The following is a 24,326-nucleotide window of genomic DNA, read 5'->3' as shown; positions in this document are numbered from 1 at the left end:
ACATAAATTTGGGCTCCAATTAAAACATTTAAGGAATCTAACACTTATGAAAATAACAAGAATACTGCTCTTATCCATAATCTTATTCTCTTCTTGTACAAAAACAGAGAAACCCAACTATTCTGAGTTCAATAAAGCCTTCACTAATTTCATAGAATTAGCTACAAACGAATATGGAGCCCAATATGGAATGGCTATATCGATCGTTAAAGATGACCGCATCATATTTGAGAAATACCTTGGATTAGCCGATGTGGATAAAAACATAAAGGTTAGCAAAAACACCCTTTTTTATATTGCTTCAACGACCAAACCGTTTACAGCAATGGCTGCCTTAATTCTTGAAGCTAAAGGAAAACTTGACTTTGACAAGTCCCTTGCTGAATTCTTTCCAGAGATTGTCTTTGACCCAAAACTTAAAGCGGACAGCATCACCATTCCACATTTAATGGCACATACCTCTGGAATAGAAAATAACCCGATAGTAACTGTATCCGCCTATACTGGTTTTCACGACAGGAAAAAACTACTTGCTGAACTCGCGCAATTCACGGTAGTAAATACCAATGCTTCCTTTGGTGAATTTGAATACACCAATCTAGGATATAATATCTTAGGAATGATTATGGAAAGAGAGTTGGGTGCTGATTGGAAATCGTTAGTTCAGCAAGAGGTGCTAGAACCTCTAAAAATGAATCATACGACTACCCATATGTCTACAGCTATAAAACAAGGCTGGGAAATTGCAAAACCACACACCCAAAATAATGATGAAAATCAATTAACCCGTCTTTCTTTAGAAAAAAAAGACAATACAATGCACGCCGCTGGCGGTATACTATCAACCGCTCAAGATATGTCAAGATTGATGATTGTAGAATTAAACAATGGCAAAATTGATGGAAAACAAATAATTGACTCAAGTTTAGTTAAGAAAAGTCAGTTAAAACATGCTGACCAAGATAGAATGTATTCTGATCTTAAACGATTCGGTTATGGTTACGGTTGGAACATAGCGACTACTCCATTAGGAGATACACTAGTGCATCATTTTGGCAGTTTTACTGGTATGCATCCTCAATTCTCTTTCGTGCGTAAAACCGGAGTAGGTGTTGTCATAATGGCGAATGAAGGAGGAATTAGCTATGACCTTAATATGCTGCTCAGTGCGTATGTATTTGATTATTTCTCAAAACGAGAAGACCTCGATACACACTATAGAAGAAAACTAAAAGAATATCATGAAGTATACGATAAAAAAATAAAATCCGATATTGAATATAGGGTTAAAATCGCAAAAAGAACTTGGCAGCTTGAACTCCCTTTTTCTTCCTATGTTGGAACCTATAGAAGCGATTTATTCGGCACCTTACTAGTAGAAGAAGTTAAAGAAAGTAAATTGATAGTTACCATTGGAAATCTTAAATCTGATATAGCAACCCCACATAGAACTAATGCCTTTAGAGTTGAAATGGGAGGAAATGGTTCAGTTGTCCAATTTGGAGTAAACGAAAGTATGGTAGAAAAAGCTACTTGGAATGGACTTACATTTACCAAAGTGATTCATTAAAAACAACAAAAAAGGTAACACCCTACAAAATTAATTGCTTTGGTTCTGGCTTATTTAGGAAAGTAAAAACGGACTTTCTATTTGTGATTTATTAATTTTAGTGCTTAAAATACGCAACTAATCTTGTACAACAACGTTAGCCTTTATTATGACCCGTCCTGAATAAAGGCTATATAATTATTAATAAAAATAGCCTGTTAACTAAGAGAATGTCTAGGTATTAAGAGGCCGTATTTCTTTCATGTAAATCAAAACTTATTGTAAATTGAAATTAAATTTATTACTTACAATAGTGAACACGAAACGGAACACGTTTTGGAACACGTTTTGGAACACGATTTTATAAAATAGCATCCCGAAAAGGCCATTTATAGGCATTTTTTGATTTGAGAGGTGTATTCATAACCCGGAGGTCGAGGAATCGTGCCCCCTCTCGATACTTGATATTTGTACAGTTATATTTTATTGTAACTGTCTTTTTTATTTAGGTACAACATAGGTAAAACATTTTGCATTTTATCTTAGTCAGTCGCCTAATCCTTAAAACCCAAATGGAATGGGCTAGAGCCCAAGTTAAACCAGGAACATTTATTATTTGAAATAGACTATAGAAAAGTATAAAAGATGTTCCCTTCATTTATAATTTTGATGCTACGTACTATCTTTTGAACTTTAGGCTAAAATTAATTCAGCTACTACCACTCTGTTTTATTACATTCCTTACGATTAATAGTTTCCAAGCATAAGAATCAATACAGTTTCGATTTAGGCCGAAACACCTTTCAAATAAAATCTTACAATACTATTTGAGTAAAAAGGTTTGAGAATAAGATGCCCCCTAGGAATCAGGCAGAACTGAATTTAAAATAGAATGAAAGCAGGTGGTAAAACTCGCTAAAAAATCATATCCACTATGCCTGCAGCTCCTATCTAAACTTGCAACAAAACATCTCTATAATAAATAGTACTGAAAATTTGGTGCGCATTGCAAATTCCTATTTTATTCATGATAGGGCCGTATTACAAGTATTGATTGTAGCTGCGTTGAGCGAGGTGAAAATACGCGTATTGGTTCCTGAGTTTTGGGATTCCAAAATGGCAAAATTAAATATGTCCTCTAGGTATGAACAACTGCTAGAAGTCAGTGTGAAAATTTACCTTCACCCTAATTTTTCGCATGGTAAAATGAAAGTCATCAACAGAGAAATTTTATAAATTGGTTCAGATAATTTTGATTATCGCATGTTTGAACATAATTTTGAGACGAATACAGTACTATACGGGACAGACTTTGCTTTACAAATACAGAAAGAGTTCGATGGAATTTGTGCCGATTACAAATGACTATATTACGTAAGCTTTAAAGACCGACCTGTTTGGGAGCCTCTTTTGGAAGGTATAGCTAAATTTTTTAGTCCTTAATTATAAGGGACAAGCAAACAACAAAAACGATGAGATTTTTAATTTCAACTCTAGTATTTATGATTATTAACCAGGTGAATGCACAACATATTATTCCCGAAACCATTAAACAAGAGGTAGGTATAGTACTGTCCCACTACCCAGAACTCGAAAACACACACATCGAATTTCGATTTAAAAAGAATATTCGCAAGTCTACCATGTTGGCGCAACCCGTATTTTGGAGCCTGTTCAAATCCAAGCAAAAGAGAAACTACCTCGTATTGCTTAGTGAAGACATAAAAATTTCTGGAAAAAAATTTAAGACTATCGACATTGATAGCGATATCCTGATTGGATGGCTAGGGCACGAATTGGGTCATATTACAGATTATAAACATCGTAGTAGTTTAAATCTTATCTGGTTCGGAATCAAATATAGTTTTTCAGGCAGTTATATCAAAGAAGCAGAACGTGCGGCAGATTCCTATGCCGTGACAGCGGGTATGGAAGACTATATCTTGAAAACAAAACGTTTTATTCTGAAAAATGCAGGCATCGAACTAGACTATAAAGAACGTTTCAAAAAATACTATTTGTCTCCTGTTGAGATTATGACCTTGGTTGAGGAACGCGAGGCGGAAACCTCGGATTTCTAATTAGAATTCTTAGCAAACCCTTCCCATTCCGAAAAGCGTTTAGCTTTTTTAAAGTTCTGGAATATTCACAAATTTTCGATAGTAACAACATTAACCCTCTATTGGATATTACTCTTGAATATAGACCCAAAGATTAAGACAATCAGATATAATTGTACAGAGGCCAATAGATAAGTGCTTGTCTTTAGTATGGGTTAATAGATTGAATTATGGCCCTATTTAAGGGTCAAAACATTCTAGAGTTCTCTGATTGGTTAAAACGGACTTGGATTGTAAAGAATATCTAGCTGGTTTAAAGGGACGAAATACATATAAATACCTTAAGTGCAATCATACTGCTTGTTAGGTAAAGGTTGATTTTGCACGCCAATACAATATCTGTTGACATAAGGAATCCGATACGGCAAATACTATACTTCATAAAGTTAAATTCGATGTTAGAAAGGTCTTTTTCATTTGCTTTGAAATGGCCACGGGTACTAAAAGTTTATCGGCAACGTATATGGGTGTACGTTATGGCGTGACAGAAAAGACCGCTAGATTATTTATGCTGAAAGTTAGAGAAGCTATTGCCTCTAGTGGAAATAACCCTATGGATGGTGATGTCCATGTCGATGAATTCGTACTTGGCGGTAGAGAAGCAGTGAAAATAGGGTGAAGTTACGATGGTAAGAAAAAGAAGGTGGCAACAGCTGTCCATTTGACCAAGGACGGTAAAGTAAAGCGGATGTATGCCATGAAAATAGCGAATTTCTCCGCTCCATCTTTACAATACATGTTTGTTAACCATATTAGCTCAGAAGCTAAAGTGACACTGGATAAATGGCGGGGATATAGCCCTATTGCGAAAGCATTTGACATAACACAAATTAAAAGTAACAAGGACTTAATTTTAAGGCACTTCATACAATGATTCATCAAGTAAAGTCTTGGATAAGAACAACCTATTCTTGGGTGAGGGATGCTAATCTGAACAGCTATTTCAACGAGTTCTGCTTTAGGATTAATAGGTCTCAAAGCAAAGCTACCATCTTCAACAATCTAATAGTCAAAATGGTGCAAGGAGATAAAATTAATAAGTAACTAACTACTGACCTCTATAATTGTATATCAAGAAGCGCTATCTATTAAGAAAAAAACACTCTAAAAACCCAAATATTTAAATGCCTTTTGAATTTTGGTGCAAGTCACAGCCTTAAAGTAAACTGCTATTATACATAATCAAAACTCACGTTAATTAGTTCAAATGTTTGAAATAAAAAGCCGATATATCAAGGACATATCGGCTTTAACAAACTAACTCAAACTATTATTATAAAAATAGACCTTGTATAAATACTTAAGGTTAACTAAACTTCAACGTTTGCTTATTTAAAACAAACAACTGACGAAACACTTTTAGTTTAGCGCTTTTCCATCCAATTTCACATCCAAAATATCAGCAATTGTAGGTGCAATTTGATTGCTATAAAGCTGCTCGTTTTTGCTTACCTCCCCATTGGTTGCAACATCTTTTCCGAACATAATCAACCAAACACTACCAGCATCCTTGACATTGCTTCCATGGCCTGTCCAAGTGTTAAGGTCCTCGGCACCCCTACCGTGATCCGTAGAAATTATGAAAACTGTATTGTCTTTGTAAAATGGGTCGTTTTGGGTGAAATGCCAAAGTTCTTGAATCAAGGTGTCGGTATTGTTAGCCGATTTTAAATAGGCCTCATAATCACCGTCATGAGCGAAATCATCCGTTTCTCCATAAGCGATGTAAACCAATTCAGGATGCTTCGTTTTCATATGTTCCAAAGCATAGTGATGTGTAAAAGCATCTAAACGTACCGTACTCCACGGACTCGGAACTCTGGGTTGCAACGCGTTCAAAAATTGTTCTCGTTCCGTTAAGTCAGAACCGTTTGCTAGTTCAAAACCTGCATTTACAGGAATACCAGAACGTTCTTCGTTTACGATATAGGGGAAAACGTCCCAACTTCCAAAAGCCGCTACTTTTCCCTTGTAACGAGAATCAGTATTGGTAATTTCTAAAATCGTCTTGTTAGGGTTGGGAATTTTATCATTACTATCGATTCTGGCATCATCGGCTTTACCGGATAAGATTTCATTGTATCCCGGATACGAAAACCACATTTTATTCGTCAAATCCACTTTGCTGCCCAAATTCCTGTTACCGTGAATTTGCCCGATTTTCGCAACTTCTTTCCACACAAAAGGAAACAAAGCTTTTCGGCGTTCTTTAGCCGAATCATGCCAAAAATGTTCTTTCAGCCCTGTGGTATCGCTAACGTATTCTTTGTTAGCAATTAGAAGCGGGTCAGCGCCTGAAAAAAGTTCTTGCCAACGTAATCCATCCAAAGTAATCAAGACTACTTTTGTATTTTCTTGGGCTACGCATTTTGCCATTACCAAGAATAGCAAGCTGTAAATAAAGAGTGTTATTTTTTTCATTTTGTTTTTAGTTTATTCTTCCCACCAGCCCTTGCTATTGATATCGTCGCCACCAATTCTTGAGACTGCGGCTTTGTAGTTTTCTCCGTTTAAGGTCTGCTCAGAATCCGGATATAAAAAGCGGACGGGCACGGCATCATTATTAACATTATCAGGTCCAGGCACAATTACCGATGGTAGTCCTGTTCTTCTGAAATCATACCAACCCTCATAACCCACTAAAAAGGAAGCTAGCCATTTTTGTGTCAAAATAGTTTCTAATTCCCCGTTGTAGGCAACCTCTGTTTGCGCTAAATAGGCGTTAACATCCTGTTCGACCTCCCAATATTCAAAAGACAAGCGAACACCCTCATTGTAAAGAGTTTCCGCATCAGCGGATATCAATCCTCTTTGGGCAGCCTCGGTAAAAATAAAATGAACTTCAGCGGTTTGAATTATAGCCGCCTGCACCAAGCTAGGAGAATCATAGAAAAAACTTTGATTGATACGTGATACATTGTTAGCCCCTCCATTAAAATTTGATGCTTTATCCTCGGATAATCCATTGGTCATGCCTGCAAATAAAGTTGGGTCGTCATTAGGGTTATCGGTCGGCTGAAACCACCGTTGCAAGCGATTATCATTGAATTGTTTTAAAACACCCTCGCTGGTCTCGCTCAAACGACGTTCGTCAAAACCACCAATACGGCCGGTACTTATTGGCCATGAATCGATTTGAGTGGTCGCTGGATATTCCATCACTGCATTATCTTCATTGGTCGCGATGAACTTTCCGGAATTAAGAATAGTTTGGATTTCAGCACCTACATCCAATTTGCCAGAAGCACGCATCAGGTAACGCAACCGCAGCGAATTTGCGAATTTTACCCAATTATCTGTGTTTCCACCATAAAGGATATCACCACCCAAAATGGTTTGCCCTTGTTCCAAGAGAACTTCCGCAGTCCGCAAATCAGTCAGAATACCATTATAAATGGCCTCTTGCGTATCATAGATTGGGGTGAAATTGTCATTGATAGCCTTGACCGCTTCTGAAAAAGGCACATCGCCCCAGTTGTCGGTCAGGTTTGCGTATACGTACGAGCGCATGACTAACGCCATACCTTCGTATGAGGTGTTCTTTGATTCCTCGGCACGTGCACTCAGCAAAATCAAATCGATCTCAGGTAGAATACCGTAATAGGTATTCCATAATCCAGATTCGGAGCCCCATTCATAGCGATCAAAACCAGTAAAATTAATTTTTGCGGCCAATTGCGCTACAATATTACCGTTGCTCCAGCCCGATTGTGCGCTTTGATTGGCCACCGTAGAAATTACGGTAGACAGCAGTAAATCTCCACTTACCTGTTCCGGTTGGTTGGGGTTGGCGTTTGTTTCCTCGAAATCATTGGTACATCCTATAGAAAATAAGAATATGCCGATACCTATTATTATGCTATACTTTTTCATTTTTCTAAATATTAGAAGGTTACGTTTAGGTTGAAGCCGTAGCTGCTTGAACTCGGCAAGGCCATATCTTCGACTCCGGGTACAATTGTACCACCGTTGAAAGAAATGGTCTCTGGGTCAAAATGTGGATTCTCGGTCCATAGCGCTAAGTTTCTACCCACTAAGGAGAGGCTTATGGACTGTATAAAGGTGTTTTTTAATGCTTTCTGAGGAATGTTATACCCGATTTTAACTTCGCGGAGTTTTAAAAAGGAAGCGTCGAACATTCCGATTTCTTCATTACCCCGATTATAGCGCCACCAGTAGTAGTCACGACCGCTCAAACGTACATCGTTAGGCCGGTAGCTTTCGTCCGCGTTTTGTATTACCCCTTCAGATATAATCCCTTCTTCACGACCGACGGCGGTAAAGTCCATCATACCTGAAGTACCACCAATCAATACAGTTCGAGACATGATGACTCCTCCTTGGCGCCAATCGAACAAAACGCCAAGATTAAAACCTTTGTAGGTAAAGGTATTTTGAAGTCCTAAAGTGAAATCGGGATTATAATTCCCCAACAACTTCAAATTAGGGTCGCGTAATGAATACCCATCCTCATTATGTACCTCTTGTCCGAAGAATTCGCTGTTGGGGTCGTCAACCGTTACCAGACCCGTTCCGTAGACATCTCCCATTCTACCGCCTACTTTTGCCTGAACACTTAAATAATTATTCGATATTTCATAGGTGTCCAAACCTTCTGTCAATGACTTTACCTTGCCTCTTGCACGGGTAAAGTTCGCCGTGGTCGTCCATCGGAAATTTTCCGTTTGGACGGGAGTTGCATTCAATACCACTTCAACCCCTGTATTTTGAATTTCTCCAGCGTTGATGATGCGAGAACTAAAGCCCGAGGTATTAGTTACCGGTAAGGTTAAAATCTGGTTTTTAGTAGTAGCATCGTACCAAGAAACGTCAAGACCCAAGCGATTGTTGAACAAACGTAAATCAGCTCCGATTTCTAAGGAGGTTGCTTGTTCCGGCAACAATTCCTCGTTCCGTAATATATCCGAGGCACTTACCCTTTGAGAATTTCCAAATGGTTCATTGAACGAAAACGTATTCCGTAAAGCGTAAGGGTCGGTATCATTACCAACACTTGCCCAACCACCACGTAGCTTAAAGAACGAAACCGCCTTTGGCAAGGTGAACATATCTGATAATATGGCACTTAAACCAACCGATGGATAGAAATACGAATTATTATCTATAGGAAGGGTGCTGGACCAATCGTTTCTGCCCGTAACATCTAAAAAGAGATAGTCTTTATAGGAGAAATTGGCAAATGCATACAACGAATTTACCTTTCGCATGTCATTGAACTGTGTTTTTGATAAGGGTTCCGCTGAATTTGCAAAATTGTAGATTCCAGGAATGGAAAGTGAATTTGCGCTAATTCGTTTGAAGCGATTTTCTTCTTCGCGGATATTTCCTCCGAACGATAATCCCATATTAAAATCATCGTTCACATCTTTATTGTACTGTAATAAGAAATCTGTGTTCTGCTCTTTGAAGAAAATATCATCCTCTCGGTATTGACCGCGGGCAAAACGCTGTGTACTGTAGGCACGGCGACCTGTTCGCAACTCCCCAAAATAATCGAGACCCGTTCTGAACATCAAGGCCAAATTTTTGGTAATATCTATATCGAGACGCGCATTACCAAAGACCCTGTCCTTGCTGAATCCGTTGGTATTCTCGTTCAAGGTGAAATATGGGTTATCATGCCAGTTATAATTATAATTAAACTGTTGACGACCTTCAAGACCGGGCTGCCAATAATCTTGTAACGAGTTCATATCGATCTGACGACCGAACCAGACCCACAGATACATAATATTTTCCGTACCATAGGAGTTGTTCGGGCGATTATTACTTCCGCTATTGACATAGTTGATGGAAGAAGAAACCTTAAGCCAAGGTTTCAAATTGTACGCTCCACTCAAGGCATAGGTCTTTCGTTGGTAGTCCATATTGGGAAGAATACCTTCACTATCCAAATTGGTCAATGATAATCGAAAATTACCAAACTGATTGCCTCCTGTCAGCGAAAGGTTGGTCGTGTTGGTCGTGCCGGTTTCAAAGAAATCCTCGATATTGTTGGGATTGGCAACCCAAGGAGTCGGTTCAATCGTATCAGCAAAAGTGCCATCGGCATTTCGGGGCCTTAACGCAAAATCACCTGCCCTTAAACCACTACTGGTAGGACTATTATGCTGTGCAATCAAGCGGCCGTCCATGCGCGGTCCCCAGCTCTCGTCAATATTATCATTGGTTCCCGCACCAAAACCGTCACCAAAAGAAAACTCACCGCCTGCACCTTGACCATACTGGTTTTGGTACTTTGGAATGCGTAGGGCGTTTTCAAAAGTGATGTTTTGCGTAAAGCTGATTCCCAATCCTTTAGACCCTTTACCAGATTTGGTAGTAACTAAAACAACACCGTTCAATCCACGGGAACCGTATAGGGCGGTTGCGTTCGGCCCTTTTAATATGGATATCGATTCCACATCGTCAGGGTTGATGTCCTGTGCACCGTTTCCAAAATCGATTTCCAAGTTGCCTTCGGAGCGATTACTTGTTGTACGATTACTGATAGGTATACCATCTACCACAAAAAGAGGGGAATTGTTGCCTGGAATCAAAGAGCCCTCCCCACGAATGGTAATTAGCGAAGTAGAACCTACGCCTGAACTACCACCTGTGATCTGCACTCCGGCCGCACGGCCTGCCAATGAGTTAGTGATATTAGTCTCACGGGCGGTGACCAAATCTTCGTTTTGTATTTCCTGCACTGCATAACCCAATCTCTTTTTTTTCTTTTTTATTCCCAATGCAGTCACTACAACCTCTTCTAAGTTTTCAGCATCGGGCTCTAGGGTGATTACAGCAGTCGATTTACCGGAGGTGTTAAATTCTTGTGATACATATCCTATGTAGGATATAATTAAATTTTCATTTCCGTTGGACAAATCAATTTCAAAATTTCCATCAAAATCGGTTGCGACTCCTGAGGAGCTACCCTGAATTACAACGGATGCCCCGGCCAAAGGAGTGTCAAGCTCGTCTAGTACCGTGCCTGTAAATTGCGTTTGGGCATAACCCGAAGTATTTGCCAAAACAGCAAATAAAATTAAAAATAATGTTTTTTTCATTTTTCGTATTTGTAAACTTTGGTTAATTACTAAGAAGCAAATATCTTATAGAAAAGTGAAATAAATATGCTGTTTACATTATGCTATGGGTAGTAAAATGTTATAAAACCGTTAGAAGAACATTAGTTACAAATATGCAAATTGTTATTAAAATATTAAGCTCCCGTTTTTAGGGGTTTAGCAGGAGTTTCGTGTATCATTTAATCTAAGAATACAAGCAGCCCTACCATTTTAAATGCTATTTTTAGTCTCAAATATCTACAATGGAAGACTATCTCATCGGTATTGGGAAACGTATTAAAGAAATTAGAAAACAGTCGGGTAGAGTTATTAGTGATATTGCCGCAGGCGCTGGGGTTACAGGTGGACTTATCTCACGTATCGAGAACGGACGTACGATTCCCTCCTTGCCAGTTTTATTGAAAATCATTAATGAATTGAATATAGAGGTCGCTGAATTTTTTAATGGAATGCCGCATGGAAATGGTGCCAATTACATAATCTCAAGAGCCAAAGAAAACAGCCTAATAGAAAAAGAGGATGATGCAAAAGGTTTTACATACCAATATATTTTTGGCAAGCAATTAAATTCCCTTGGTTTTGAAGCTGTGCTTTTGGAAGTTACCGCAAAATCAAAACGAGATAAAGTAACTACTGATGCCTATGAATTCAAATACATACTTTCCGGAGAATGTGGCTATGATATTGACGGTGAAGAAGTTTTGTTGAAGGAAGGTGATTCTATTTTTTTTGATGGCCGTTTGCCGCATGTACCTATCAATCGTGGTGAAATTTCCGCTAAAATGTTGGTATTATATTTCTTTATTTAAATTTAATAATACGTGTTAATTCAAATAGTGAATCAAGCACATAATCGGGGTTTGCAGATTCTAACTGTTTTCTGCTATGTGCCCCGGTAGTAACACCCACTGTAAGACCGCACTTGGCATTTTTACCTTCTTCAATATCGATAATGGAGTCGCCCGCCTTCAAAACTTTTGAGGGGTCGGCAACCCCCAGTTTTTCCATGGCAATTAAAATCATATCGGGATGTGGCCTACCGTTTTTAGTATCATCCGCAGTTACGAGGGCATCATAATGTGTCCCTTTTTTCCAATTCATTTTGCAGAGTAGTTTTTTGGCAGTCACCTCGTTATAGCCTGTATTCAAGGCAATCTTTATATCGGTATCCCAAATTAGAGACAATAAGTCTTCCACACCTTCAAAGGAGGTGACGTTTAAGCTATCATACGCTTCTTTCAAGAATTTTTTAAACACTTCGAATATCACAGCAGAGCGTTCCTCTATTTCATCATAATCTGCTTGTAACAAAATATCTTTGATGGCTTGGTGTTTTTCTTTTCCTGCACCATGCTCCAAAACAAAATTGAGGCCGAGTTCGTAACCGTATTTATTGATAGCTTTTTGTAAGGTCTTATACACAACGTTTTCTTCGTTGACTACCGTGCCAGCCATGTCAAATACAAGTAATTCTATATTATGCATTTTGTAAATTGAAAATTTTGTCAATATTCGCTTTTGAGAAACCTGCGCTACCGGTCATACCTTTGCCCCCTATTCCGGTAACGATATGAATGTTTTTATCTATGGTATGTTCAAAAATATCGGAATTTTTACATTGGGAATAAAAACCAAGCCAGCGCTTCTGAATTTCATAAGTAGGCAAGTTAAATATCTTTTTGGATTCTTGAAGGATAAAATTATCAATATCCTTAGAACTATCAAAACCTAAGGAATCTATATCTTCAACAGCGGCATATTCATGGGAATCGCCTAAAATGATAGAACCATCGGCCGCTTGTTTGAAAAGAATATGTACGCCCCATTTTTTGACCAAAGAATCTTTCGCCTCCTCCGCTTTTATAGCTTGATGTGACGGGCATTCGGCAAAAGCCTCGTAGCGGCGAATCGATAGTCCTGTTAAAATTGAGCCTTTTAGGCGATAATTGAGCTGTGGTTTGGTCTGCATCATCTGTAGTTTCGATACTTCAAGTTCACTTTCCTCAAACAATTTTGGATATAATACTTTGAATTCACTTCCGTTACAGATGAGTATTTTTTCAGCTACGATGGTGTCCTTACTCGATGTATGCAGATGCACACCATTGTGTAGTGAATCACATTCCAAAACTGTTGTGCTATAATAAATATCTAATCCTTCGGTTATGAGATATTTATGCAATCTATGAATCATCAAACGTGGTTCGATAATTACTTCTTGTGGAAAAAATAGTCCTGCCTTGATATAATCCTTTCTTAAATTAGGATATCTTTCTAGACATGTATCTTTAGTAAAGAGTTGCGAGGTATAGCTATTAGCGTTGTTAATTTCATGTAATTCCTCTAGCAGCTGCACCTCTTTTTCGTTCGAGGCCAAATAAATACTTCCCTCTTGCCGAACAGAAATATCGAACTCCGATTGTATTTCCTGATATATCTTTAGACTTTCTCTGCCAAAATTCTGCCATTTCGTATTCATACCTGATGGAACCACCTGTCCGAAATTACGTACGGTTGCCCCTTGGGGTTTCTGATCTTTTTCCAGTAACGCGACCTTTAGCCCTTTTTTTAAGGCATGATAGGCATGAAATGTACCCAAGACGCCTCCGCCAACAACAATCAAATCATATTTAATATTCATTGTTCAACAATTTTAAAATGAGCTCTATGTGGGTTTATAGCCTTATGTATTCTACTGAAGTACAGTAATGAAATCATAGTTAAAACGACCCCTGATACAGCGACTAAGTAGGTGCCATTAATGAAAAAATCTAGCCAAGAAATATTTCCCTTTCCAAAATTTTTAAAGAGCAAAACGCCTATACTGCCGCTATAACCAAACGCATCAACTACATAAATCAGAAAACCGGAATTACCATTGACACGAAAAGTAGCTATCATTCTGTCAAAGAATAAACCGTTAAGGGGTACATAACAAAGATATAGCCCAAAACCGACCAGTATCATCCAAATCAAAGGGGATATTACCCCTATTTGGAAGAAAAAACTACTGAGGCCGACTATGGAAGCTCCTACAATTAGTAGGTAGTGATAGTATTTAAATGCACTTTCATTCTGTTTCACGAAAACCATAGAAGCCATAATCAACAACACGAGAATTGCGATTGGAAGCTCAGATATTGTGTATATAGCTGCATTATCTTGATAACCCAGAGCATCCCAGATTTCCCTTGAAAAATTATCCCTAAAATCCCGTAAGGCAGTCAAAGTAACATAGAATACTATCAAAATCAACAGTGGAAACCGAAACCTGAACAAGACTTTTTTTCGGTCATCAGAAGTCATGGCCTTCCGGTTCGATTTCAAAACTTCATCCTCTTCGGTCGGCGGTGGCATCCGATTCAGAAAAAAGGCACAAATAAAGAAAGGAATTAGAAACAAAGCGCCGGTGGCCGCTGGTATCCATATCTCAGGAACCTTCCAGCTATTCATTACCAACAAGCCTACTGATTTTACGGCACCGCTTGACACTATAAAACTGGAACACAGGGCGACTCCTAAAATGTCGGTAAACCTACGACCTTCTAGATACGAGAACACAACGCCCCAGACCATTCCTAACGATAACCCATTAAAAAACATAAAGATGATGTTGTAAGGAGCATAAATCCATCCAAAGAGAACAAGGCTTACTTCAGCAAGACCAATCATCGAGAGCAGATACGCCAAACGTTTGTTTGCAGGCAGTTCTGAAATGAGCTTTATTCCTATAAATTTTGAAAAAGCATACCCTAAAACTTGAGTGATAATTAGAATAATTTTATAGTCCATACCCATAAAAACTAAATTTTCAAAAGTGGCTACTGTAAACGGTTTTCTAAAGGCGTACATACAAAAATAAGTACCAAAGGCAGTCAAAGAGCCAAATAATAAAAGTTTAGAATTTGATTGTGTTTTACTTGAAGTCATGTGCTGATAGTTTACTTATGGTAAACTTTACTCCGCAATATTCTTAATTTTTTGACTATTAGTAACTAAATTGATGTTATTTGATTGTTATAAAATCATTAATGGAAGGGGGAGTTACTACGGGGGAATTAACACAAGTTTAAAATCCAATTTACACAAGTGTTAAGGGTCATTCCCAATTACATAATGCTCGATAAAATAATTTTATGAGCGTTTAAGAAAGCTTTAATATTTTGAAAGAAGAAGGTCATAATCGAGAAAGAGTAACAGGTTCTTACTAGTGATTATCATTATTTTTTGAATTTTGAAAATCTCCCATTGATTCTAAATTGATAAATTCATACCCTTTGTAAAGAATTATAATTTCCAAGACGGTCGCAGGAACTAATAGAGCTAGTGCTAAAGGTGATAAATAGACAACTATAAAACAACTTCCAAGTATAACCTCTATGATACCTGCATATTTTGAAAGAATCCCAAGGCTATCCTGTAATCTAAGAAGTACAACTCCAAATAATAAACTAGTAATTCCGGCCATAATCGACTTACTGATGGTCAAAATCACTTTTAGATCACCATTTTCAATAATCATCAGTTTTACTATATCAGAAAAAACTATTCCAATCATTAATCCAATCATCAGGTAAGAGGATATTCTGAGAAGAGAATTCTCAAACACTTTAGACAATGCTGTAAATCCTCTCATGAATAAAGTGAATGAGACGAGTACCCATATTTTAATTAATATATAGGACGCTTTCCATATAGTTTTAATTTTGGTCTCGTTGAAAACAAGATACTCCAAGCCATCCTCAACAATCAGAATCAAAAAGTAAAAAATACCAGCTATCCATGCTGTTTGTAGCACAGAGTGTAGCTTGCTATTTGTGGAATGTGGTACCAGAAAAAAAGTAGCAAGCCTGCTTTGAAGTGAAACTTTTTTTATCATGTTGCTCCCTAAGCTTTGGCGGTCCTTTCCCAAAGAGTCAAGTAATAAATCGATGGTTGAGTTTCTAGGCATTACTCTACCAGATTCAATTCTTTGAATGGTTCGTAGTCCCAGGTTACTTTTTTTTGCTAGTTCATCTTGTGTAAGGTTAAGTCCCTTTCTTAATTGTACAATTTTTTCGCCTAGTAGGGGCTGATGCATTTTATAGATATTTTCAATATCAAAAGTAATTTATTTGTGATGGTTCAGGTTATTTATATTTCACATCTGTATTCGTTTTCTTTTTTAACATTTTAAGTGCTATTACAAATGATAAAATAACCAACCAGCCAATACCTACCCAAATTTTGATTGGTTCGATAAGCATTATAAATGATAATGAATCTATGTTTCCTGTTTTCCAGAAAATCCATTCGCCTCCAATTTCAGTAGCCAATAGCGGATTTCCCATTTCAAGAATGATAATACCGTTCCCTGTGGCTGGATTTAATCTAACTGCCGTATTTATTGCCGGCTCATTTTTTCCGTCATGACCAATTACATAACCATTTTGGTTATTATCTGCGTATAACATCGTGCCCAACCCCCAAATAGCAGCTCCCATTTGATACGCATGTGGTTTTATCATTTCATTAAGAGTATTTACACCTAGTACCCCCCTCCCTTTAACTTCTTTATGGACTCCTTCAAAATGAGCTTTAACAAAAAGTTCCATATCATTTAGTGAGGTATACAATGAAGTTGCCGCCAACGAAGTATATCTATAATGTTTTGCAATTGAAGCATCTTGAGTATAAAATATGGCTAGGTTTGAGTTCAGGGTATCGTCCCAAACAAATGTTGAATTTATCATCCCCAAGGGTTTGAATATAGTTTCATTCATATAATCTTGAAAAGATGTTTCACTTACCTCCTCAACAAGTAACTGAAGCAAAGTATAGCCTCCTCCAGAATATATCCATTCTGAACCAGGCTTGATTCCCACCTTTACTTCACCGTTGGCACCGGGGGAAGCATCTGAGGCTCGAGTAAGAGATTCCTCAAGACTTTGAATAGGTGTTTCTGGAGAAAACCCTGCGTATCCTAGACCATCGGTTAATCCTGCTGTATGGCTTAACAAGAGTCTTACTGTAACTTCATTATTATTAAACTCTCCTTTGGGAAGCTGCCATCTTGTTAGATATTTGGATATAGGCTCATCCAAGTTTAGTTTACCATTATCTACTAAGGACATGACGCCCCAAGCAGTTACCCACTTGCTAAGAGAGGCTGCTTGGAAAGCTGTGTTTCTGTTTACTGAATTGTCTAACGAAAACAAATATTCATCATAAACCACTCCATCTTCAACTAAAGCCATAGCAAAGCTACCAACGAAAGATTTGTCTATTTCTTTTTTAGCTTCTGTTATGAAATCATCTGGGTTATTTGAATCCGTAATAGGTTTATGCCACCAGCCACTTAATGTTCCAAAGACAATGAAAATTGCCCACAAAAGAGATAAGGATACTATTAGCAAAACAGTTTTAAATAAAGTGCGCATACGAGTTTTTGTTGCGATTTTACGAAGATTAGGGATTATATTCTAATAAATGAGGCGCCACTCGCACGCCACTTAATTTTTTTGTAGTGAAATTGCCAAAATAATAACTCAAGAACTAATAAAGCGATAACAAGCTCGATACATCTAATTCTATGTTTTTTATACTCTTCGAACAAGCAGTTTTATACACTAACACTATTCATAAAAATAACTTATTTACTACTCAAAGAATTCAATTAAGCTTAAATACTACTTAATTGAACTAGTATACTTAAACCCAACTATATTTAGACTTTTTGAAACATCATCCGTTATATTTTCATTACTTTTCAAAGTAAATTATATCCTTATCAAGAAAGCCCTCTTTATTATACCTCCGGAAGTACATCTTTTGGACATCAACGGCCCTGCACATATTTTTTATGAAGCAAAGGAATTTGGGGCTCCTTTGGAATTACACTTTGTATCGCTCAACAATCAAATTGAAATAGAAAGTAGTGCTGGTCTTCATTTTAATCGACTTGAGCACTTTGATAAATTTGAGTTAAGCCAAAATGACATAATTTTTATCCCAGGAATGGAGTATAGATTGCTATCGGATGCTCACTTTCTGGAAAGTATATCACCCTTTCTAAAATGGGTCAATACCCAAAATAAGAATGGGGCTGACATATGCTCTGTCTGTACCGGAAGCTTTCTTTTAGCGGAAACAGGAATTTTGAATAAAAATCGTTGTACCACGCATTGGAAGTATTACGAAGAGTTTTCTGAAAGATTTCCTTTAGTAGAACTTGAAAAGAATAGGTTGTTTGTGACCACGAACAATATTCATTCTAGTGCCGGGGTCTCTTCGGGAATCGACCTCTCACTTTATATCATCGAAAAGTACTTCGGAACAAAAATGGCCCTTGAAATTGCTAAAGAGGTGGTGATTTATTTTAGAAGAAGTGCTTCAGACCCTCAGTTAAGTATTTTTCTTCAATTTAGAAACCACTTAAACCATCGGATACACGATGCGCAGGATTATTTAATGAATAACTTGGCAGATACACCAACGAACGAAGATGTGGCTGACCAGGTGTATATGAGTAAAAGAAACCTTACTCGATTATTCAAAAAAACGACTGGGATTACTGTTGGTGAATATCTCCAAAAATTAAGGGTAGAGAAAGCAGTCGCCCTTTTGTCAAATGGTCATAAAGTAAGTGCAGTAGCTAAGGAATGTGGTTTAAAAAGTGTAAATCAATTACGTTACTTACTAAGAAAACATCGAGGAATACTGCCTATGGAAATCCAATCTCTAAAAGATTAGTCCCTATTCTGAGTATGGTTGTCCTTTCATCAATTTGATTTTTCATGTAGGTTTGCTTTTCATAATTAAACCTTCGATTCATGACATTGAAACGCTGTATGATTTTTTTGGTAGTTGTTCAATTTACTTTCTCACAAACGAACCTTGCAACAAGTCCAATTTATATATGTCCGCCTTGTAATAGCGTATGTGATTCTCTAACATTTGAGAACCCTGGAAGCTGTGAACATTGTAACACGAGTTTAATCCATAAAAAAGAGCTGGAGACATTTAAAAATAGTCGGAACAAAACAATTGCTTTTTATTTACAGGACGGGGTAGAGGTTTTAGATTTTGCCGGGCCTATGGAAGTATTTTCATATGCTGGTTTCCAAGTTTTTACCGTTTCTAAATCGAAAGAGACCATAACATCGCAAGGCGTTCTGAATATTATTCCTGATTATGCCATTGCTGACGCTCCAAAGGCCGATATTCTTGCATTTTTTGGGGGAAACGTTTCTAAAGCCTATCAGGATATAGAAGTCATCGACTGGGTAAAAAAACAAGAAAATATTGAATACTATTTTTCCGTCTGCACGGGGGCTTTCATTCTCGCCGAGGCTGGCATTCTACAGAACAAAACGGCTACTACCTTTCATTCGGCCTTAAACGAATTTGAAAAAAAATATCCCAAAACTAAGGTGCTAAAAGATGTACGATATGTAGACAATGGAAAGGTTATTACCACGGCTGGAATTTCCGCAGGCATTGATGGTGCTTTGCATCTTGTGGCAAAAATTCAAGGTTTTAATAATGCCAGAAAAGTAGCTTACAACATCGAATATGATAAATGGACACCGGGAGAAGGGCTTTTATTGACCAATGATAATCCATATAGTCATTACATGGAAATAAAGAATTTAGAAGACTACATTGGCAGGTATCAATTCGAGAACAATGGGCAAGTTGAAATTGAGTTAAATCAAAGAGAAAACTCAATCTACGCTATTCTTGATGGACAAAAATATCCGCTGTTTTATCTAAATCCAGATATTTTTGTTGGTGTAAATGGTCAACACGTAAGTTTTCAAAGGAATAAAAACAATATAATCACAGGTTATCGAAGTTCTGAAGCCGACTCAATTCTATATAAAAAATTATAGTCTCAATCTTGATATGTGAGTGCATTTATCAACCTGAATCATTCAAAATAGTCAACCATGAAATCCATAATTTTATTTATTTTAATCATCCTCACACGCTTTTCTTGCAAAAGCCAAACAATGGAATACGTTTGTAAACCATGCGATTTATCATGTGACGAACTGACTTTCAATAAAGCTGGAATATGCCCTCATTGCGCAATGAACCTCATAAAAAAAAGTGAGCTAATCCCAGAAAAAGAACTACTAATAAATGAAATAAACATTCAGAACGGAAGTGGAAAATTTTTAATTGAAGGAGGTTTTCAAAAAAGAAGAGCAATAACCATTCATTATTACAAACCGGAAAATCTAAAACCTGAATCACAAATGATAATTGTGTTACCCGGTGCGGGTCGAAATGGAGATGACTACCGCGACGCTTGGATTAAGAAAGCTGAAAAATATAATATTCTAGTACTTGCACCTGCTTATTCTGAAGATTATTATCCTGAATTTTGGAGCTATAACTTAGCTGGAATGATCACAGATCTAGAAATAAACCAGGAAAGAACTGCTATGACCAATTTTAAAATAAGTCAAAATACAGATGAATGGATTTACAATGATTTCGATCGGATATTTAATTTAGCAAAACAGGAACTAAATCTGAATGTTGATAATTATGATATATTCGGACATTCCGCAGGGGGTCAAATTTTACATCGCTTGGCAATTTTCAGGTCTCAGCATAAAGCCAATAGAATTTTAGCATCAAATTCTGGATGGTATACCGTACCAACAGATTTGGATAATTTCCCGGTTGGACTTAAAGGCAGTAATACTTCAGCAAACGAAATAGATTTCACTTCTAACCTGATTCTTTTTTTAGGAGAAAAGGATGATGCAAATGAAACTAGAGGTGATTTAAGACGTTCGCCTGAAGTCGATATACAAGGTTTACATAGACTTGCAAGAGGAAAATATTTTTATGGAGAATCAGAGAAAATTGCATTGGGATTGAACTCAGAATTTAACTGGAGCTTAGAAATTATTCCAAATATTGGGCATGACTATAAAGGAATGAGCAAAGCTGCAGCAGATTTTTTGTATAAAGAAGGCGAATAGGAGATACAAAAACATGTTCAATGAAAAGTTCTGATTCACATCACTAAAGCTCAATTAAGCCCACATATAATTCTAATCTTTGAACTATCATTTACATATTTAACACTTCCCAAGAAAGTAATAATTTAATACTTAAAGGTTTAAATCAAGGTATATTCACTTCATTGGACTATTACATTTAAACCCACTTTTATCTAGACAACTCGTCTCAAAAAAACTTAAACAATAAGTTTTCTAATATTTCCCAGATAACTACGGCTTACTTTTACCATATCTCCGTTAGTCATTATTAATTCATAATTAGCAGGGTAACTGTACGCTTCTTGTACTGCATTGATATTGATTACTGTCGAGCGATGCACTCTGATAAATTGCCGTGCGTTCAGTTTTTGTTCCAATTTTGAAAGACCGTAGCTGGTAAGATGTGAGTTTTTCTCTAAAATAAGCTTAGCATAATTACCATCAGCCTTAATATAGATAATAGTATTTACAGGAATATTGATGAGCTTATTTTTTACAGATACTAAAATATTGGTCAAGTGAGTTTCCTGTTCATTTAAGCCTTTCACTAATGTTTCTATCTGAGATAGATAACCGCTATCACTGGTCATTATTTTTTGAATAGCCTCGTCAAACCGTTCTTGCTTAAAGGGTTTTAAGAGGTAGTCTACAGCGTGTACCTCAAACGCTTTAAATGCATACTGGTCGTAAGCTGTTGAAAAGATAATCTGAGGCATTTCTTCCAATCGCTGTAACACCTCAAACCCAGTAAATCCAGGCATTTGTATATCAAGAAACACTAAGTCTGGCTTAAAAGTGTTGATGGCCTTTACCGCATCAACGCCATTATTGCATTCTTCTATAATCACCAAGTCTTTATGGGATTCTAAAAACTCCTTTATAAGTGAGCGTGCTGGTTTTTCGTCATCTACTATTATTACCTTTTTCATTGCTCTTGTATTTCTTTACGTAATGGGATAGAGAAACTCACACAAAGCCCTCGGGGTTTATTGTTCGTCAACTTTAAAGACGTACCATACATTTTGAGTAATCTTTCGTTAGTATTGGAAAGACCCACCCCTTTATCCAATAGCTCCCCTTTACCCTTTGAGCCAATTCCTCTTCCTGTATCGCAAATTGAGAACTGCAACATGCTTTTATAGCGATGAACATCAATTTTTATAATACCCCCTTCAATAAGTGAAGACAGTCCGTGTTTAATGGCGTTTTCTACAATAGGTTGTATGATAATGGGCGGTATCAATTCTTCCTGAGTTTCTGAGTCTACGTTTATTTCGTAATGAAGTCTTTCGGAAAAACGCTCCTTTTCTAAATCTAAGTACTTTCGAACAAATTCGATTTCTTCCCTTACCGGAACTAATTCTTCACGGGATGCTTTGAGTTGATAGCGAAACAAATCTGAAAGCTCGTTTACCATATTCCGTGCATTTTTTGCTGTAGTAGGAATAGCTGCATTTATGGTATTAAACACATTATACAGAAAATGAGGATTGAGCTGTGCTTTTAATGCGGAGAGTTCGCTTTGCATATTAAGTTTACTAAGTTCAGCTGCGAGCAATTCTTGCGCTTTTAACTGTTTGGAATAGACATATAAATGAAATATCCCGAACTGAATGCAATAGAAAGAAGTGGTTAAATAAAAATCCCAAACCTCCCTAGAACCACGAAAACGAAAGATACCCAACCTATCACATAAGGCATAATAAATGACTATCCATATGTAAGTAAATAGTGGCATAGCAACCAAGTGTAACAGTCCTTTTTTCCAAATAGAAATATGATCTAGCTGTTTAAAGAAAAGCCACCATATTGGTATCGTCAATAATGCTTTTAGTGAGTAGTTTAAAAGAACTGCCCAATGCTGGGTCCGTATACCGATATCGATGACCAGTGCTGCATAATACAATATGCCCATAAAGACATAGAAAATGAGGACTAACGAAAATTCTTTTCTCACAATATTCAAAATGTTTACGCTTAAACGTGACCGATATTTAATTTAACGACAAATATTTAAAATAACTATTTCTTTTACGAATAGATTATTGTGAGTTGCAATATAAACATGTGAATGACATATTGCAGTTTAAAAGATTATATGTGCGCTCGTCATAATATACTTTCTTAAGGCTTGAATTCTCAGTTCTTTTGTGGTGTCAATATTAAATCGAATTATTGTGAAAGCAAAGGAAATTCATCACAACAGTGTTTATATAGCAATAGTCCATATTCTTTTGGCACAAATGGTATTCGCACAAAATAAGGAAGCAATTAAAGCCAACAATCGAAATGCTAAGCAAGAAAAAATAATTAGCACTATTGGAGTTTCGCAAATTCTATTTTCAGGTGTATTGCTTCAGAATCTAGAAAAAAGACAAGTTTGGTATATACCTAACGTATTTGAGCTGTTCTCTTTAAATACCGTTGAAGGTTTTGTAGTTAATCCACAGGTGAAGTTCATACAAAATTTTGAAGACGGGCGGTTTTACGCTATTACACCAAACGTGAGATATGGTTTTGGTAACGAGCGATTCCAAGCACAATTAAAAACAAGCTATTTCTACAACCCTGAAAAGAAAGCTATATTACATCTCTCGGGTGGGAGAACTGTGGAGCAAATCTATGAGGAAAGTACCTTAAGTGCCTTTAATAACACATTGTATACTTTTGCTTTTGAAGAAAATTTTCTAAAAAACTATGAACGTTCTTATGTTGCATTAGGGCATACATTTTCTCCGATAGCAGATTTTCTTTTGACTACAACATTGAGTTGGAACGAGAGAAATTCATTAAACAATTTGCCTAAATATCAAGAAGATGTGGCTTTTACACCTAACAATCCTAAAAATATTGAGCTTGACAATACGGCTTTCGCGAAAAATAAAGCAGTACTGTTTGAAGCTCAACTACGCTGGCAGATTGGGCATCGTTACGAAAAACAAAGAGGTCAACTGCTATCTAATGGAAAATATCCGGCACTTACCGTTGACTACACCAATGCTTTAGATGATTTTCTTGGTTCTGATATAGCGTATCAAAAAATAACATTTCAAGTAGAAGATAGCTTTAAGATTGGTAAAGGGTATGGAAAAGGGCATATAGGAATAGGAGATTTTATCACAAAGGATAACTTAACCTTTGTAGACTTTAAACATTTTAAAGGAAAACAAACAGTTTATGGGGATTATAGTCCAAACCAATTTCAGTTATTAGAATACTATAATTACAGTACAGCTGACTTTTATTTTCAGGGGCATTACGAGCATCAGTTTAGACCATTAAAAGAAAATGGCAAGTCTAAATTTCAACCTACCGCTGGCATTAATTACCTTTATACAGGTTCAGCTGGAAATTATGTTGAGCTAGGTGTAGGAATGGATAAAATTTTTAAGTTCTGGCGTATGGACTTTTACAATAGCTGGCGCGAAGGAAATCATGATAGCTTTGGAGTGAGAGTCGGAGCTACTATATTTTGAACTTAGTAGAGTCCTCTAAAATCTAAAATAAAACTGGTTACATAAAAGTATAAAACCAATTTAAAAAAGAGAAACCTATTCATAAACCC

At 36.9% G+C, this 24,326-nt stretch carries 17 protein-coding genes and 2 pseudogenes; 9 read left to right on the top strand and 10 right to left on the bottom strand.

Features of this window, described 5'->3' with window-relative positions:
• The first annotated feature begins 46 nt into the window (after window positions 1–46).
• The 4 genes and pseudogenes from Q360_RS0106010 to Q360_RS22460 all read left to right on the top strand — a co-directional run bounded on the left by Q360_RS0106010 (window position 47) and on the right by Q360_RS22460 (window position 4,713).
• Window positions 47–1,570: a serine hydrolase gene (locus Q360_RS0106010; RefSeq protein ID WP_027076288.1), complete on the top strand. Its 1,524-nt coding sequence runs from the start codon at window positions 47–49 to the stop codon at window positions 1,568–1,570.
• A 936-nt stretch (window positions 1,571–2,506) separates the two neighbouring features.
• Window positions 2,507–2,914: pseudogene (locus Q360_RS0106005) on the top strand (phospholipase D-like domain-containing protein).
• 137 nt (window positions 2,915–3,051) lie between these two features.
• Window positions 3,052–3,630 carry a hypothetical protein gene (locus Q360_RS0106000; protein WP_245603198.1) on the top strand — a complete coding sequence of 193 codons (579 nt, stop codon included), beginning with the start codon at window positions 3,052–3,054 and terminating at the stop codon, window positions 3,628–3,630.
• Window positions 3,631–3,839: 209 nt separating this feature from the next.
• A pseudogene (locus Q360_RS22460) lies at window positions 3,840–4,713 on the top strand (IS1595 family transposase).
• 315 nt (window positions 4,714–5,028) lie between these two features.
• Here Q360_RS22460 and Q360_RS0105980 read toward each other — a convergent pair.
• Genes Q360_RS0105980 through Q360_RS0105970 form a run of 3 tightly spaced genes read right to left on the bottom strand, consistent with a single transcriptional unit; the run spans window position 5,029 to window position 10,739 of the window.
• Complete coding sequence (locus Q360_RS0105980) at window positions 5,029–6,090, bottom strand: hypothetical protein (protein ID WP_027076283.1); 1,062 nt, start codon at window positions 6,088–6,090, stop codon at window positions 5,029–5,031.
• A gap of 12 nt (window positions 6,091–6,102) precedes the next feature.
• Window positions 6,103–7,542 carry a SusD/RagB family nutrient-binding outer membrane lipoprotein gene (locus tag Q360_RS0105975; RefSeq protein ID WP_027076282.1) on the bottom strand — a complete coding sequence of 480 codons (1,440 nt, stop codon included), beginning with the start codon at window positions 7,540–7,542 and terminating at the stop codon, window positions 6,103–6,105.
• Between the two features lie 11 nt (window positions 7,543–7,553).
• Window positions 7,554–10,739, bottom strand: coding sequence for a SusC/RagA family TonB-linked outer membrane protein (locus Q360_RS0105970; protein WP_036195225.1), 3,186 nt, complete (start codon window positions 10,737–10,739; stop codon window positions 7,554–7,556).
• A 263-nt stretch (window positions 10,740–11,002) separates the two neighbouring features.
• Between Q360_RS0105970 and Q360_RS0105965 the strand changes: the two genes are divergently transcribed.
• Window positions 11,003–11,569, top strand: a complete 567-nt coding sequence (locus Q360_RS0105965) for a helix-turn-helix domain-containing protein (RefSeq protein WP_027076280.1) — start codon at window positions 11,003–11,005, stop codon at window positions 11,567–11,569.
• Here Q360_RS0105965 and Q360_RS0105960 read toward each other — a convergent pair.
• The 5 genes from Q360_RS0105960 to Q360_RS0105940 form a co-directional block, all read right to left on the bottom strand.
• Entirely contained in the window at window positions 11,562–12,245 is a 684-nt protein-coding gene (locus tag Q360_RS0105960) for an HAD hydrolase-like protein (RefSeq protein ID WP_027076279.1), read from the bottom strand. The genes Q360_RS0105965 and Q360_RS0105960 overlap by 8 nt on opposite strands.
• A complete protein-coding gene (locus tag Q360_RS0105955) occupies window positions 12,238–13,401 on the bottom strand; it encodes a TIGR03364 family FAD-dependent oxidoreductase (protein ID WP_027076278.1) in 1,164 nt (387 codons plus the stop codon). Before Q360_RS0105955 ends, Q360_RS0105960 begins: the two co-directional genes overlap by 8 nt.
• Window positions 13,398–14,690, bottom strand: a complete 1,293-nt coding sequence (locus tag Q360_RS0105950; RefSeq protein ID WP_156950021.1) for a DUF5690 family protein — start codon at window positions 14,688–14,690, stop codon at window positions 13,398–13,400. The genes Q360_RS0105955 and Q360_RS0105950 overlap by 4 nt, the downstream gene beginning before the upstream one ends.
• A 277-nt stretch (window positions 14,691–14,967) precedes the next feature.
• Window positions 14,968–15,840 (bottom strand): helix-turn-helix domain-containing protein, encoded by an 873-nt coding sequence (locus tag Q360_RS0105945; RefSeq protein ID WP_027076276.1) that lies wholly within the window; start codon window positions 15,838–15,840, stop codon window positions 14,968–14,970.
• 49 nt (window positions 15,841–15,889) lie between these two features.
• Window positions 15,890–17,179 (bottom strand): serine hydrolase domain-containing protein, encoded by a 1,290-nt coding sequence (locus Q360_RS0105940; RefSeq protein WP_027076275.1) that lies wholly within the window; start codon window positions 17,177–17,179, stop codon window positions 15,890–15,892.
• Between the two features lie 214 nt (window positions 17,180–17,393).
• Between Q360_RS0105940 and Q360_RS22455 the strand changes: the two genes are divergently transcribed.
• The 3 genes from Q360_RS22455 (at window position 17,394) to Q360_RS0105925 (ending at window position 20,740) form a co-directional block, all read left to right on the top strand.
• Window positions 17,394–18,491, top strand: coding sequence for a GlxA family transcriptional regulator (locus Q360_RS22455; RefSeq protein WP_316931503.1), 1,098 nt, complete (start codon window positions 17,394–17,396; stop codon window positions 18,489–18,491).
• An 80-nt stretch (window positions 18,492–18,571) separates the two neighbouring features.
• Entirely contained in the window at window positions 18,572–19,633 is a 1,062-nt protein-coding gene (locus Q360_RS24475) for a DJ-1/PfpI family protein (RefSeq protein WP_051554587.1), read from the top strand.
• 201 nt (window positions 19,634–19,834) lie between these two features.
• A complete protein-coding gene (locus Q360_RS0105925; protein WP_027076274.1) occupies window positions 19,835–20,740 on the top strand; it encodes a hypothetical protein in 906 nt (301 codons plus the stop codon).
• A 218-nt stretch (window positions 20,741–20,958) separates the two neighbouring features.
• Here Q360_RS0105925 and Q360_RS0105920 read toward each other — a convergent pair whose 3' ends face one another.
• Window positions 20,959–21,690 (bottom strand): LytR/AlgR family response regulator transcription factor, encoded by a 732-nt coding sequence (locus Q360_RS0105920; RefSeq protein ID WP_027076273.1) that lies wholly within the window; start codon window positions 21,688–21,690, stop codon window positions 20,959–20,961.
• Window positions 21,687–22,718 (bottom strand): sensor histidine kinase, encoded by a 1,032-nt coding sequence (locus Q360_RS0105915; RefSeq protein WP_156950020.1) that lies wholly within the window; start codon window positions 22,716–22,718, stop codon window positions 21,687–21,689. Before Q360_RS0105915 ends, Q360_RS0105920 begins: the two co-directional genes overlap by 4 nt.
• 220 nt (window positions 22,719–22,938) lie before the next feature.
• On the opposite strand from Q360_RS0105915, the gene Q360_RS0105910 reads away from it, so the two are divergent.
• The gene (locus tag Q360_RS0105910) at window positions 22,939–24,237 is read left to right on the top strand and encodes a DUF5686 family protein (protein ID WP_027076271.1); all 1,299 of its coding nucleotides are present in this window, start codon (window positions 22,939–22,941) and stop codon (window positions 24,235–24,237) included.
• Window positions 24,238–24,326 lie beyond the last annotated feature (89 nt).

Origin of the sequence: Maribacter antarcticus DSM 21422 (assembly GCF_000621125.1) — a bacterium.
Classification (GTDB): Bacteria; Bacteroidota; Bacteroidia; order Flavobacteriales; family Flavobacteriaceae; genus Maribacter; species Maribacter antarcticus.
The sequence above is the reverse complement of the archived record's forward strand: the minus strand, read 5'-3'. Positions and strand labels throughout refer to the sequence as shown.

Excerpts from the sequence above, each read along its gene's own strand:
- Q360_RS0105980 (WP_027076283.1), bottom strand. The coding sequence starts at position 6,090 with ATGAAAAAAATAACACTCTTTATTTACAGCTTGCTATTCTTGGTAATG.
- Q360_RS0105920 (WP_027076273.1), bottom strand. The coding sequence starts at position 21,690 with ATGAAAAAGGTAATAATAGTAGATGACGAAAAACCAGCACGCTCACTT.
- Q360_RS0105925 (WP_027076274.1), top strand. The coding sequence starts at position 19,835 with ATGAACCTCATAAAAAAAAGTGAGCTAATCCCAGAAAAAGAACTACTA.
- Q360_RS0105945 (WP_027076276.1), bottom strand. The coding sequence starts at position 15,840 with ATGCATCAGCCCCTACTAGGCGAAAAAATTGTACAATTAAGAAAGGGA.
- Q360_RS0105955 (WP_027076278.1), bottom strand. The coding sequence starts at position 13,401 with ATGAATATTAAATATGATTTGATTGTTGTTGGCGGAGGCGTCTTGGGT.
- Q360_RS0105950 (WP_156950021.1), bottom strand. The coding sequence starts at position 14,690 with ATGACTTCAAGTAAAACACAATCAAATTCTAAACTTTTATTATTTGGC.
- Q360_RS0106010 (WP_027076288.1), top strand. The coding sequence starts at position 47 with ATGAAAATAACAAGAATACTGCTCTTATCCATAATCTTATTCTCTTCT.
- Q360_RS0105970 (WP_036195225.1), bottom strand. The coding sequence starts at position 10,739 with ATGAAAAAAACATTATTTTTAATTTTATTTGCTGTTTTGGCAAATACT.
- Q360_RS0105965 (WP_027076280.1), top strand. The coding sequence starts at position 11,003 with ATGGAAGACTATCTCATCGGTATTGGGAAACGTATTAAAGAAATTAGA.
- Q360_RS0105940 (WP_027076275.1), bottom strand. The coding sequence starts at position 17,179 with ATGCGCACTTTATTTAAAACTGTTTTGCTAATAGTATCCTTATCTCTT.
- Q360_RS0106000 (WP_245603198.1), top strand. The coding sequence starts at position 3,052 with ATGATTATTAACCAGGTGAATGCACAACATATTATTCCCGAAACCATT.
- Q360_RS24475 (WP_051554587.1), top strand. The coding sequence starts at position 18,572 with ATGACATTGAAACGCTGTATGATTTTTTTGGTAGTTGTTCAATTTACT.
- Q360_RS0105975 (WP_027076282.1), bottom strand. The coding sequence starts at position 7,542 with ATGAAAAAGTATAGCATAATAATAGGTATCGGCATATTCTTATTTTCT.
- Q360_RS0105960 (WP_027076279.1), bottom strand. The coding sequence starts at position 12,245 with ATGCATAATATAGAATTACTTGTATTTGACATGGCTGGCACGGTAGTC.